At 61.6% G+C, this 13,191-nt stretch carries 12 protein-coding genes; 5 read left to right on the forward strand and 7 right to left on the reverse strand.

What is annotated here, in order from left to right; all coding sequences use genetic code 11:
* Positions 1–131: 131 nt before the first annotated feature.
* Positions 132–1,259: a homogentisate 1,2-dioxygenase gene (locus tag DZK26_RS00985; RefSeq protein ID WP_116898031.1), complete on the reverse strand. Its 1,128-nt coding sequence runs from the start codon at positions 1,257–1,259 to the stop codon at positions 132–134.
* A 170-nt stretch (positions 1,260–1,429) separates the two neighbouring features.
* Complete coding sequence (hppD, locus tag DZK26_RS00990; protein ID WP_116898032.1) at positions 1,430–2,476, reverse strand: 4-hydroxyphenylpyruvate dioxygenase; 1,047 nt, start codon at positions 2,474–2,476, stop codon at positions 1,430–1,432.
* A 136-nt stretch (positions 2,477–2,612) separates the two neighbouring features.
* On the opposite strand from hppD, the gene DZK26_RS00995 reads away from it, so the two are divergent.
* From DZK26_RS00995 to DZK26_RS01005, 3 genes are all read left to right on the forward strand, one after another.
* Positions 2,613–3,047, forward strand: coding sequence for a MarR family winged helix-turn-helix transcriptional regulator (locus DZK26_RS00995; RefSeq protein WP_116898033.1), 435 nt, complete (start codon positions 2,613–2,615; stop codon positions 3,045–3,047).
* 9 nt (positions 3,048–3,056) lie between these two features.
* Complete coding sequence (locus DZK26_RS01000; RefSeq protein ID WP_116898069.1) at positions 3,057–3,758, forward strand: pseudouridine synthase; 702 nt, start codon at positions 3,057–3,059, stop codon at positions 3,756–3,758.
* 121 nt (positions 3,759–3,879) lie between these two features.
* Positions 3,880–5,004: a M14-type cytosolic carboxypeptidase gene (locus DZK26_RS01005; RefSeq protein ID WP_116898034.1), complete on the forward strand. Its 1,125-nt coding sequence runs from the start codon at positions 3,880–3,882 to the stop codon at positions 5,002–5,004.
* Positions 5,005–5,040: 36 nt separating this feature from the next.
* Here DZK26_RS01005 and DZK26_RS01010 read toward each other — a convergent pair whose 3' ends face one another.
* Together DZK26_RS01010 and DZK26_RS01015 are read right to left on the reverse strand one after the other, a co-directional pair.
* Complete coding sequence (locus DZK26_RS01010; protein ID WP_116898035.1) at positions 5,041–5,703, reverse strand: putative 2OG-Fe(II) oxygenase; 663 nt, start codon at positions 5,701–5,703, stop codon at positions 5,041–5,043.
* Between the two features lie 103 nt (positions 5,704–5,806).
* Entirely contained in the window at positions 5,807–8,704 is a 2,898-nt protein-coding gene (locus DZK26_RS01015; protein WP_181918368.1) for a TonB-dependent receptor domain-containing protein, read from the reverse strand.
* Between the two features lie 236 nt (positions 8,705–8,940).
* Here DZK26_RS01015 and DZK26_RS01020 point away from each other — a divergent pair, with 236 nt between their 5' ends.
* Positions 8,941–9,126: a hypothetical protein gene (locus tag DZK26_RS01020; RefSeq protein WP_116898037.1), complete on the forward strand. Its 186-nt coding sequence runs from the start codon at positions 8,941–8,943 to the stop codon at positions 9,124–9,126.
* On the opposite strand, the gene DZK26_RS01025 is transcribed toward DZK26_RS01020, so the two are convergent.
* Together DZK26_RS01025 and DZK26_RS01030 are read right to left on the reverse strand one after the other, a co-directional pair.
* Entirely contained in the window at positions 9,127–9,792 is a 666-nt protein-coding gene (locus DZK26_RS01025; RefSeq protein WP_116898070.1) for a response regulator transcription factor, read from the reverse strand.
* Between the two features lie 27 nt (positions 9,793–9,819).
* On the reverse strand, positions 9,820–10,590 hold the full coding sequence (locus DZK26_RS01030; RefSeq protein WP_116898038.1) for a 3-hydroxybutyrate dehydrogenase: 771 nt from the start codon (positions 10,588–10,590) through the stop codon (positions 9,820–9,822).
* Between the two features lie 158 nt (positions 10,591–10,748).
* Between DZK26_RS01030 and DZK26_RS01035 the strand changes: the two genes are divergently transcribed.
* Positions 10,749–12,545 carry a 3-hydroxybutyrate oligomer hydrolase family protein gene (locus tag DZK26_RS01035; protein WP_116898039.1) on the forward strand — a complete coding sequence of 599 codons (1,797 nt, stop codon included), beginning with the start codon at positions 10,749–10,751 and terminating at the stop codon, positions 12,543–12,545.
* A gap of 176 nt (positions 12,546–12,721) precedes the next feature.
* On the opposite strand, the gene DZK26_RS01040 is transcribed toward DZK26_RS01035, so the two are convergent.
* Positions 12,722–13,159 (reverse strand): hypothetical protein, encoded by a 438-nt coding sequence (locus DZK26_RS01040; RefSeq protein WP_116898040.1) that lies wholly within the window; start codon positions 13,157–13,159, stop codon positions 12,722–12,724.
* Between the last annotated feature and the right edge of the window lie 32 nt (positions 13,160–13,191).

Raw genomic sequence — 13,191 nt, forward strand, 5'->3', positions numbered from 1 at the left:
GCTTTCGGGGAAACGGTGTGCCATCTATTGTTGACGGATGCTTTCGGCTTGCCGTGACGAAGGTGTCATTCCTTCGCAATGCCACAGAACGCCCGAAGCCGAACTATTTTCTATTTTCTTTTCTCTATTTTCTAATCCTTCGGTTTCCAACTATCCACATACCCCGTCCACTCGATCTTTTCGGCATCGTCGGTGACATCGAGTGCATCGCGGGTGTCGAGCATGACGGCGACTTCCTCGGTCTTGTCTTTCTTGGGCGTGAACGCATTGTTCATCGCCTTGGGATGGGGGCCGTGGGTGAAGCCACAGGGGTGGTGCGTCATCATGCCGGGGTGGATGTTGTCGCGCGAGAAGAAGTTTCCGGCGTGATAGAACAGTACCTCGTCGTAGTCATCGTTGTTGTGGAAGAACGGCACCTTGAGCGCGTCTTCGTCGGACTCGAACGGACGCGGCGTGAAGGTGCAGATGACGAAGCGGTGCGCCACGAAGGTGGTGTGCGCCGACGGCGGCAGGTGATAACGATGGCTCATGAGCGGCCGGATGTCGCGCCAGTTGATGCGCACCGGCATGAGATCACCCTTCCAGCCGACCGCATCCAGCGGGTTGAACGGATAGGTGATGGTCGAGACCTGCTGGCGCCGCTTGACGTGGACTTTCCACTCGTCCTCTCCCTGCTGGTCGCGGAAGGCATCGTCGATTTCCGGGCTGTCGAGGATGGCCGGGTCGAAGATGGCATGCGGGCCGACCAGGCCTTTCTCCGGAAGCATGTAGCTGGAGTTGGTCGCTTCGATGAGCAGCATCTCGACCGGTGCGTCGGACTCGATGCGCCACATCGTGCCGCGCGGCAGCATGATGTAGTCGCCGTCGCGAAAGCTCAAGTGGCCGAAGTCGCAGAACAGCTCGCCCGCACCGTCGTGGATGAACAGCAGCTCGTCGCCGTCGCCGTTGCGGACCAGGTGGTCCATCTTGCCGTCGGAGTGCCAGCAGCGGAACTTGCAGTGCGCGTTGCTGAGCAGCTCGGCGGCCTGCCACGGCGAATTCAAGCCATCGTCGAGCTTGGTCGTATCGAAGGCGCGGGGCTGCAGCGGCCCTTCGAAATCGGTCCAGCCGGTGGGCATATGCGTGTGGTAGAAGTGCACGGCCGGGCCGAAGAAACCTTCCTTGCCCATCTCGCGCTCATAGGTTCCCTCGGGCAGGTTGGTATGCGCCTGCCGGCTGGCCCTGCCTTCGACTTTTGAATGGCTGATCCACTTTTTCATTGCTGCCTCCGGTTGGGTCTTTGCTGTAGAGCGTGCTTTGGCTTTCGGTGGAAGTTTAGAAAATAGTAAATAGTAAATAGTGAATAGAAGCAGTACCAAGTGGCGACTGGCAGATTCCCGGGCCGGCCGCGGGGAATCTATTTTCTATTCACTATTTTCTATTTTCTTGCTCAAAGCACGCCGCGCTTTTCCTGGTCGCGCTCGATCGCCTCGAACAGGGCCGTGAAGTTGCCCTCGCCGAAGCCTTCGTTGCCCTTGCGCTGGATGATCTCGAAGAAGATCGGGCCGATGTTGGTCTTCGTGAAGATCTGCAGCAACTGCTTGTCGGCATCGTTGGGATCGGCGTCGATCAGGATCTTGTTCTTGCGCATGCGTTCCACGTCTTCGCCATGGTTCGGAATGCGCTCGTCGATCGCGTCATAGTAGGTGTCGGGTGTGTCGAGGAAGTCCACGCCTTTCTCGCGCAGCCCCTCGACGGTCTCGTAGATGTTGTCGGTGTAGAGCGCGATGTGCTGGACGCCTTCACCGTTGTATTCGTCGAGATACTCGTTGATCTGGCTCTTGGGATCTTCCGATTCGTTGATCGGGATGGCGATCTTGCCATTGGGCGCGGTCATGGCCTTTGACTTCAGGCCGGTGGCCTTGCCCTTGATGTCGAAGTACTTGACCTGGAAAAAGCCGAACAGGTCTTCATAGAAGTCCGACCACTGCTTCATGTTGCCGTTGTAGACGTTGTGCGTGAGGTGGTCGATGAAGTTCATGCCCATGCCTTCGGGATGGCGATCGACCGCCGGGTCGAATTCGAAGTGCTTGTCGAGGTCCTGCTCGCCTTCGGTCAGGTACAGCACGGAACCACCGATGCCCTCGATGCAGGGTACGTCGATCGGCAGGGTGTCGGGCTTGTTCTCGACATCCTTGGCGCCCTTGCCACGGACGGCTTCGTAAGCGGCTTTCGAATCCGACACGCGCATGGCGAAGCCGGTGCAGCAGGGGCCGTGGGCGGCGCTGAAGTCGCTGGCGAAGGAGTCGCTGGTCTCGTTGACCAGGAAGTTCATGTCGCCCTGGCGGTACAGGGTGACCGGCTGCGACTTGTGGCGCGCCACGGCAGTGAATCCGAGTTGATTGAACAGGTCGTGCAGCATCGCCGGTTCGGGCGCGGCGAATTCGATGAATTCAAACTGCTCGACGCCAAGCGGATTGGGATGGGACTGGCTCATGATTCGGTCTCCTTGCAAACTGGTGCGTTTCGAAGAAAGGCGATACTCGGGACAAATTGGCAATGAACTTGCCGGATACCCATGATATTAGTTACATTTGTAACTGTTTTCAAGCCCGACGGACACTGATTCGACCATGCTCGACCTCGAGGAATTCCTTCCCTATCGCCTGTCCGTGCTTTCCAACCGGATCAGCAACGGCATTGCCCGCACTTACCAGGAGCGCTTCGATCTGAGCGTGACGGAGTGGCGGGTGATCGCCATCGTCGGCCGCTATCCCGGGGTGACGGCCACCGAAGTGGCCGAGCGCGCCGCAATGGACAAGGTCGCCGTCAGCCGGGCGGTCAGTCGATTGCTCGAGTCCGGCCGGCTCGAGCGTCACGACAACCATCCGGATCGACGCGCCAAACGGCTGTATCTGAGCGGGGAGGGCGAGGAAATCCATGAGGCGATCGTGCCGGCGGCCCTCGCCTATGAGCGTGATCTGCTGGAAGTGCTCGAGCCCGAAGAGCGGCGCCGCTTCCTCGACAGTCTCGAACGCCTGGCCAGGGCCGCCGAGCGCCACGGCTGAGTGCCGGAAATGGCCTTCGATATTCTCTTTCGCGACGACTGGCTGTGCGCCATCGCCAAACCGCCGGGCATCCTGGTGCACCGTAGCAACATCGCCACGGACCGGGAATTCGTGATGCAGAATCTGCGCGACCAGCTGGGGAAGCGCGTCTGGCCGGTGCACCGGCTTGATCGAGCCACCTCCGGCGTACTGCTTTTCGCGCTCGATCCCGAAACGGCCAGGCGGCTTGGTCAGGCCTTCGTGGATCGGCATGTCGACAAGCGCTACCTGGCCGTGGTGCGCGGCTGGACGGACGAGGCCGGCACGATCGATCACCCCGTTGCGCGGCACGAGCGTGCGGAGGCACGCGAGGCAAGAACGCATTATCGGCGCCTGGCTACCTGTGAACTGCCGGTTCCAGTCGGTGGCTTCGAGACGGCGCGCTATTCGCTGGTGGAGGCCCGCCCCGAAACGGGACGGCGCCACCAGATTCGCAGGCATTTCAAGCATATCTCGCATCATCTGATCGGCGACACGACCTATGGCGATGGCCGGCACAATCGTCTGTTTCGAGAACACCTGCATTGTCACCGCATGCTGTTACACGCGAGCCGGCTCGAATTCGATCACCCCCGTGAAGGTCGGCTTGAAGTGACGGCCCCCCTGGCCGGCGAGTTTGCCCGCCTGGCCGAAGCGGTCTTCGGCTGGACGGAGGGGGAGGAAGCGGTTTGACGCTTGGGATAAAATTCTGTTGTGGTCGGTTGTCTGTGATCTGTGGCCCGACCATTGACCCTGATTACTGACTACCGAGTACAGACTACTGACTACTGCAACCCCTAACCCGAGCAAAGTCATGCACATCCATTCCAACTTCGACAGCGGCAACATCGAGGTACTCGATGCCGAAAGCCCGGACAATATCCGCCTGAAGATTCGCCCTGACGCTGGTGGCGAGCACATGCAATGGTTCCATTTCCAGCTTTCCGGGGCGCGTGACACGCACTGCCGGATGGCCATCGAGAATGCCGGAGAGGTGTCCTACGTCGACGGTTTCGAGAACTACGAGGCCGTGGCCAGCACCGATCGCATCAACTGGTTCCGGGTACCCACCGAATTCGACGGCAAGCAGCTTGTTATCAAGCACAAACCCGACAGCGACATCGTCTATTACGCCTACTTCGCCCCATACACGCAGCACGAGCACGAGCAGCTGATTGTCTCCGCCCTGGCCGACGAAAGGGTGAGCGCGGAGGTGCTTTGCACCACGCCTGACGGTCGTCCTCATACCATGTTGCGAATCGGCGAGCCGAGCAAGCAGCGCAAGACGATCTGGGTCATCGCACGCCAGCATCCCGGCGAAACCATGGCCGAATGGTGGGTCGAGGGCTTTCTGGAGCGGCTGCTCGATCCCGAAGAGCCGGTTTCAAGACAATTGCTCGAGCATGCGGTGATCTACCTCGTGCCTAACATGTGCCTGGACGGCGCCGTTCGCGGGCACCTGCGCTGTAACGCGAAGGGACGCAACCTCAACCGTGAATGGGCCGAACCGTCCGAGGAAGAATCCCCCGAGGTGTTCTTCACGCGGCAGATGATGCACGCTATCGGCGTGGACATGGCCTTCGACGTGCACGGTGACGAGGCGTTGCCCTACAACTTCATTGCCGGTGCCGAAGGTACGCCGTCCTGGAACGAGCGCAAGCAGGACCAGCTCGATCGCTTCAAGAACCTACTGGCCGAACTCAGTCCCGATTTCCAGACAGAGCACGGCTACGAGGTCGGCGCGCCCAACAGCTCGGACCTGAAGAAGAATACCGATTACATGGCCGAGACCTTCGATTGCCTGGCCATGACTCTGGAAATGCCGTTCAAGGACAATGCCGACCTGCCCATGCCGGAAATCGGCTGGTCGCCGGATCGCTGCAAGCACCTGGGCGCGACCTGCGTCGACGCTTTCTGGCGAATCCTGCCCAGGCTCTGAGCAGGGATACGCTATCGGGCCGTTCTGGCCTGTAGATCAGGCGGCCTGAAACCAGAAGTTGGATGCCACGGTGATTCGTTCGCTCCTGCCGTGGTAGGGCGCGACTTCGTGCATTAAGTGGGAAGGGAAAACGATCAGCTGCCCGGCCTCGAGCCGGTAGTTGATCGAACCGTGTCCGTAAGGCCGGCGCATCCGCATGTTGCCGGGATCAAGGTACATGCTCGATGCGGGGCGCGCGTCCAGGAAGCGGAGCACTCCGTTGTCGGGGTTCCTGGCCCCTTCATCGTCACCGGGTGACACGCAGTAGATGCTCGACCAGGATGCCATCGGATGATTATGGACCGATGCATAGCCGGCTTCGCGGGTGATATGAAACCAGGTGTGGTTGGAAACCCGTAGCTGTTGCATCTGTTCGTCGCTGTAGCCGTTGAGGTTCTGAACCACGCGGATGACACTGCCGACCACGAATTGTTTCAAAGTCTGAACGCAGTCGTCGGGCCAGCTAAAGAGGCTGAACTCCGACTCGAACACGTTGTGCTTGAGCGTGGGGGTCTTCGGCTTTGGTTCGATCTGCGCTCCTTCGCGTTCGAGAAACAGCGCCTTCAGCGCCCGGTTCAGGGAATCGGGATCGGGATGGCGTGTCTCGACCATAGGGGCCGCGAAAGCCGGTGTCACATTGAGTTGGGGAGGTTCCGGCATATGATGCTCAGGCTACTTGCGCAAGGGGTTGGATATTCTATAAAAAGAGCGGCCCGCAGGTGATGTGCCTGCGGGCCGTTTCAGTCAACTTCAGCCGAGTTCGTCAGAAATCGACATTGACCCGAGCATAGTAGAACTGCCCGGGAATGCGATGCTGAGTGGCATCGAAGCTGTTGGCGAAGGCCGACATCGACACCGGCGGATCACGATCGAAGACGTTGTCCAAGCCAAGGGTAAATTTGGCGTTTCCAAAGTCCATCTGGTCGAAGTAGTACGACAATTGAACATCGTTGTAGACCACCGATCCCAGTTTGTTGGTTGGATTGTCCGGGTCCGGGTTGGAGCACAGGCCCAATTCCACAAAGCTCGGCGAGAGCCCGTCGCTACAAGGTTCGGTGTAGTTGTGGATGTACTGGACATTCCAGACGGCTTCCCAGTTGCTCATGGTCCAGATCAGGTCCAGGTTGCTCCGCCACTCCGGGAAGCTGCGGTCAGGCTGGCCGGGCAACAGCGTACCGAGCAGGTCACGTGTTTCTTCGGCCGCATCGGGATCGCCAAAATCAGGAACAGACTCCTCGAACTCCGAGACGTAGGTTCCGCGCCAGACCGAGCGCAAGACCCCCCAGGGCAGATCGCTGAAGGTATAGTCAATCGACCAGTCGACGCCGGCGGTTTTCGTGCCGCCGATATTCACCTGGGTGTCGAGCAGTCGGGATACTTCGCCCGACGACGAGCGCTCGATCAGGTCGCAAAGCCGCGACGAGAATGCACAAGCATCGAGAATGCTCTGGGCACCAATCGAGGTAATCGAGTTCTCCAGCTCGATGTCGTAGTAGTCGATTGCCATGTTCAGGCCCGGCACGGCTTGCGGGCTCCAGGCAGCGCCGACGGTGAAGGAATCGGAAGTTTCCGGTTCCAGATCCGGGTTGCCGCCGGTGGTGATGCGAATTTGCGTGTTGATCTGCTCAAAGCTGCCGTCTGCGGGCACGCCCTGATCGATGCAGTTGTCGATCACTTCCTGGGGTACGCCGCTGTCGAGGAAGTTGGAGCACGGGTCATTCAACTCGGGGTCGGCGACGCCGAGACCGCCGAACAGCTCCTGGACGCCGGGCGCCCGGAAGCCTTCGGAGAAGCTTGCCCGCAACAACATGTCCTCGTAGGGTCGCCAGCGTACCCCGACCCGGGTAGTGGTGTCCGAACCGAGCCGCTCGAAGTCCGATGAGCGGATTGACGCATCGAGTTCGAGTAGTTCGGCGCCCGGGGCGCCGGCCAGCAGCGGAACATTGACCTCCGCGTACCAGGCTTCCAGGTTGAGTCGACCGGAAGTGGGCGAGCGCTGACCCCCGCTGACGCTGGACGCGCCGGAGCCGGCCTGGGCCAGAGGGTCGGGTGTGTCGGCAGCAAATTCGCGACGCTTTTCGAAGCCGGCAGCGAAGGACAGCGGCCCGGCCGGCAGTTCGACGATACTGCCGCTGATGTTGGCGAGCCAGTTGTGCATCTCCTGCTCGTTTTGCTCCAGCGCCGTGTAGGTGACGTAATCGACCATTTCCTGCGTGATCGAGCCGCCGCTGCCGGGAGCCGTACCGGTGTTCTGCTGGCCGCCGAAGATGTTGAACGGCACGCACTCGCCGGTGCACTGGTCGGCCGGGCCCAGAGCCCGGGCCAGCCGATCGTGATTGAGCAGGTTCTCGATCGAGGCATTACGCTCCGAGCGGGAATAAGTGTATGAGACGTCCCAGTCGAATGGGCGGCCTGCTACGTCGAAGCTGCCGTCGAAACCGCCAGTCCAGCGCCAGGTGTCGACCTCGCCGTTGTAATTGCGCGTACCGGCCTCGACGAATCGGCGGCCGATAAGGGTCAAATTCTCGCGTGGGTCAAGATCGATGCCGAATGGGTTGTAGGGGTTGTCCGCCGACACGCCGACATCAAGCGGCAGGATGCCGGCCGACCCTAGGAAAATGGGCACCGGTGCCTGCAGTTGAACGGAGTCGCGCCGGTTGTAGAACCCTTCGGTGAAGAAGCGGACCTGCGGCGAGAACTCGTGCGTGGCCTGGATATAGGCCGAAGTCTGCTCGATTGGAATCTGCAGGTAGTTGTCGGGTGCGAAGTTGAAGCGGTCGGCGGTGCCGTCGAAATCTCGGAAGTCACCGATGGACGGCATGCCCGTTCCCGGATCACGCGTGAGGTCGAATTCCTCGCCAGTTTCGGGGTTCGCGAATAAAAAGCGACCTTCGGGCGTTGCCGAGGAGCCGCGGCTGATCGGCCCGCCGAAGATGTCGGCACCGAACTGCGGCACGCGCGAGATCTTGCGGTCGGCCGCCATGATTTCTTCCTGCTTGGTGTAGCTGAGATTAACCAATACATTGCTTTGGTCGTCCCCGCGGCCGATAGTAAAGCTGTAGGCTTCCTCCTCGCCGTCGCCTTCACTGGTCTGGCCGTACTGGGCGCTTGCCGAGGTGCCGGAAAAATCATCGCGGGTGATGATGTTGACCACCCCGGCGATGGCGTCCGAACCATAAACCGAGGAAGCGCCGCCGGTCAGGACCTCGATCCGCTCCACGGCGGCGGCGGGAATGGTGCTCAGGTCGGCGGCGTTGGCCACCCCGGCTTGCGTGGTTGCTTTGACCCAGCGGCGCCCGTTGACCAATACAAGGGTGCGCTCGGGGCCGAGATTCCGTAGTGACACGCGCACGCCGCCGTCGCCGCCCTGGTCGGGCGAATTGAAGGCGGTGTTGATGGCCGATCCCGAAGCCGACATCTCCTGAAGGAGATCGCCGACTCGGGTATGTCCGGAACGTTCGATCTCTTCGCGGTCGATCACCGTTACCGGTGCCGGTCCTTCCAAGCCTGTTCGTTTTATGCGTGTGCCTGTGACCTCGACGCGATCGAGTGCGGTCGACTCCTCGGTTTCCTGCGCGCTCGCAGTGCCCGCGACCATGGCGGGCAGCGCGGTAGCAAAGGCCGCCGCAAACACGCTCAACCTGGGTTGAGATTCTTTCATCGGTATTCCTCCCATCGTTTTTCGAAGTTTTTTCGATCAAGCCCCCCTCGTAACGAAAATGTCACAAATGTCGATGCAATTGCAACTATGTAGAACTACGGAGTAGCTCCTGGCAGACTCTTTGGCAAACTCACTCAGGCGTGGAATGGCCCTCTGCAGTGAGCCCGGACGGTGCCGCAGCATCGTTACAGCGGGCCCGGAGCAGGGCGTGAACGGTCTGCCACGTGGCAGGACTCATGCCGGGCGAGACCATGACGTGCGAAGCGGCCGATGAGGTGGTTCAGGCGGACGTCGATGCCGGCAGCTTCACCAATACCGCGAAAGCAGCAGCGACGGGACCATCATCGCAAACAATCGAAGATTCAGATACGGCCCAAGCCATGACCGATCTGATCCACACAGACCGCTTCGAGTCTCCTTGATCAGGCCAGGCGCGAGGCCGGGTCGACCAACTCCAGGCGCCTGAGGGCCACGCCGGCCTGGGTACGGTTGCGAACGTCCAGTTTCTGCAGGATTTCGCTCATGTGTGCCTTGACGGTGCGTTCCTGGATGCCCAGTTCGTCGGCGATCTGCTTGTTGAGCCAGCCGTCGGCGACCAAGGCCAGCACGCGGAACTGCTGGGGCGTGAGGGCGGCGATGTGTTCGGCCAGCACCAGATCCTCGTCGTTGGAGTCCAGATCGGCGACGGCCCGCTCGAGGTGCGGCGGCACCCATTCGCGACAGCCGAATACGGCGTTGAGCGCAGTCGTCATGTCGTCCAGCCCGGAGCTTTTGGGGATGAAGCCGGCGGCGCCATGGTCGAGTACGCGCCGGATCACGCGGGGGTCCTCGTTGGCCGACACCACCACGACGGCGACGGCCGGATGATGGCAGCGAATCGAGGCCAGGCCGGCCAGGCCATGGCTGCCGGGCATGTGCAGGTCGAGCAGCACCAGGTCGATGTCTTCGTGTTCCTCGAGCAGGGAAGCAGTTTCGGGCAGGTCCCGGGCCTCGAGAATCTCGACATCGTCCAGGCAGGCGCCGAGCGCCTGCACCAGGGCGCCCCGGAAAAGCGGGTGGTCGTCGGCAATGAGCACGCGCGTAGCCATGATGCCGATGTTAGGGGTTTCCAACCGCTATTGCACCGTCCAGCCACCGTCGACGACGATGCACTGGCCGGTGATATTGCGAGCCGTCGGTCCCACCAGGAAGGCGCAGATGCCGGCCAGTTCCTCGAATGAAATGAACACCCCCTTGGGCATGGGCTTGAGCATAATTTCGTCGACCACTCTGTCCTCGGAGATGCCGTGGGTTTTTGCCTGGTCGGCGATCTGCTTTTCCACCAGCGGCGTCTTGACGTAGGTCGGGCAGACGGTGTTGATGGTGATGTCGGTATCGGCCGTTTCCAGCGCCAGCACCTTGGAGAAGCCGGTCAAGCCGTGCTTGGCCGCGACGTAGGCACTCTTGAACGGGCTGGCAACCAGGGAATGAATGGAGCCGATGTTGACGATGCGGCCGAAACCCTGCTCGCGCATGCCCGGCAGCAGGGCGCGGGTCAGGCGGGCGGTGCCCGTGAGCATGACCTGAACGAGCTGATCCCACTTGTCCATGGGAAAATCTTCCAGGCGCGCGACATGCTGCAGCCCGGCGTTGTTGACGAGTACGTCGACGGGGCCGTCCAGTTCCGCAACCAGGCGTTCGACTTCCTCGTCGCGCGTGACGTCCACGGCGTAGCCACTTGCATGGCCGCCAGCTCCGTTGATCTTTTCGGCGGTGACCTCGGCGGCGCGGGCGTCGAGATCGGTGGCGAGTATGCTGTGACCGGCCTGTGACAGGTGGTATGCGATGCCGGCACCGATGCCGCTGCCGGCTCCGGTGATCAGGATGCGCAGGGTGCGATCGCTCATGGTCGGTACGAACTCCCGGACAGTTTGTCGTCTACAGGTTGAAGCCTAGCAAAGCCATTCGCGGTCGGCTGCTGTACCAAAGTCCATTGCGCTCGCCCGAGCGCGCCCTGCTAGAGTGTCGTTTCCAAGTCGAACCCTCCTCAAGGCGAGAGAAGAAGATGCGACTGAAACTGACCGCCGCCGTTCTGGCCGGCCTGCTGCTGGCAGCCTGTGATTCCGCCCAAGAACCCGCCACCGACGGACGAGAGGTCGCCCCGGAACTCGATGTCCGGATCACCGAACACCGCGATGGGGACGATCTGCTCACGGCCGGCCTGGGACTGGAAGGAATGGCCGGTATGCCGCCCCAGCCGGCTGACCCGGCGGCGCCGACACCCGATGAGCTTCGCCGCATGGCCATCCACAAGTCCTGGACCGGCATCCAGTCATTCACGCCGGCCGGCGGTCTGGGCGGGCTGCTGGAAGAATTGCCGACCGTGCCCGGTCGTGAATTCCAGGCCTTCGTCACACTGGCCGATGCCGCGCATCCGGTCCGTGTGTTGCTGCAGTTGCCCGATGATTTCGACGCCGACTCGCCCTGCCTGGTCGTGGCCCCGGCGTCGGGCTCGCGCGGCGTTTATGGGGCCATCGCCCTGGCCGGCCCCTGGGCACTGCCCGCCGGCTGCGCCGTCGCCTACACGGACAAGGGCGCCGGGACGGACTTCTACGACTACTCGACCGAGACCGGCGTGGCACTGGACGGAACGCGTGTCGCCGGTCGCCAGGACAACGCTCTGGGCTTTCAGGTCGAGACGCGATCGGATGACGCCGATGAAGCGACCGTCGCGCTCAAGCACGCCCATTCCGGCGACCATCCGGAAGCCGACTGGGGGCGGCACGTCCTGCGCGCGGCCGAGTTTGGCCTCCGGGTACTCTCCGACGAGTTGGACGGCGAATTCTCCGCTGAAAACACGCGCGTGATTGCCGCTGGCCTGTCGAATGGTGGCGGCGCGGTGCTGCGTGCGGCCGAACAGGACGGTGACGGCCTGCTTGACGCAGTGGTTGCCGTCTCGCCGAACGTGACCGCGCCCGATGCGCCGCCGTTGTATGACTACGCCACGGCCGCGGCGCTCTACCAGCCCTGCTTGCTGGCGAATCTCGACGCGGTCGATGATATGCCGCTGGGCAACCCGACGCAGGCGGCCATGGGCGAAGTGCGCTGTGCGTCCCTGGTTCGCGCCGATTTGCTGGACGAGGCCGGTTCGGAGACGGCGCGAGCGCGTCTTGAGGCGTTGGGATTCGAGGCGGCCGCGCTTCGCCAGTCGGCCGTCAATGTGGCTCTGGATCTCTGGCGCACGGTCGCCGCCAGTTACGCTTCGGCCTATCTGCAACGCGGGCCTTTCGACATGCCCTGCGGCTTCGCATACAGCGCGCCCGGAGCCACCGCGGCCCAGCGCAACGGCTGGTGGGCACTGCATTCGGGCATCGGTGCGGGCGCTGGTATCGTGTTGACGGATTCAGGTGAGGAAAGCCAGGACAAGCAGCTGCCGGCACTGAGATGCCTGCGCCATCTGTGGACCGGCAAGGGCAGTGAAGCGCGCCGACTCCACGAAGCCGTCGAGGCCACGCGGGCTTCGGCCCGCCTGCCGGGTGACGCACCGGTGATTGTGATCCACGGCGCCGACGACGGTCTGATTCCGCCAGCTTTCAGCAGCCGCCCATGGGTCGAGCAGGCTCGTGAGAACGGCGGCAATCTGACCTATTGGGAAGTCGAAAAGGCTCAGCACTTCGATGTGCTACTGGGCGCGCCCGGCGTGGCCGGGCGCTACGTGCCGCTGCTGCCCTATGGCTGGCGGGCCTTGGATAGCGTCAACGAGATACTCGATGGAAGCGGCCAACCTGGTGATGACCGGATTATCGACCCCGATCCCGCACCGGTCGGTGAACCGCTGCGGTGGGAGGATCTGGGGCTTTGAGTTGACTTGGAATAAGGCTGTACAGGCTCGTGCTTCGGGCAAGGATTATGTGTGCGAAATTCCAAATTCGAAGCACCAAATATCAAACAAATTCGAATGACAGAAATTCAAATGTTAGAAACGGAATGGCGCGGGCATTTGACAAAGGCGCTCACGAATTAGTTATTCCGTGGTTTCTAGCGGAGAACGCCGCGTTGGAGCATGGCGCGGTTGTAGAAGATCAGGAAAATTCCGATGGCGACGATCACGCCCGAGAAGATGAGCCCGGCGGCACCCATGATCTCGGCGCCGTTGGAGAGCACGAAGTTCTGGAATGACGTCATCAGCATGGCGATAAACGAGATGATGAACAGCTCGTAAGCCCTGCGCAGTCGCAGTAGCATGGCGACCGACCCCAACAGGGCGCTGACAATAGCAATGCCCCAGGTGGCGACCGCCCAGGCGGGTATTCCGTAAAAGTACGCCAGTTGCTCTTCAGTGAAAGCCGACATGTAGGATTCCAGCCGCATCTGGGTGGCGATGAAGTCGAACGCGCCAACGGCATTCCAGAGTACGGCAATCACGGCAATGATCCAGAAGTGCACCGGCGGAAGGGAGACGGGTGCATCGATCATGGTGGGTCCCTCTTTTCACGTTTTCGACATTT

Source organism: Wenzhouxiangella sp. 15190 (assembly GCF_003417465.1).
Lineage (GTDB): Bacteria > Pseudomonadota > Gammaproteobacteria > Xanthomonadales > Wenzhouxiangellaceae > Wenzhouxiangella.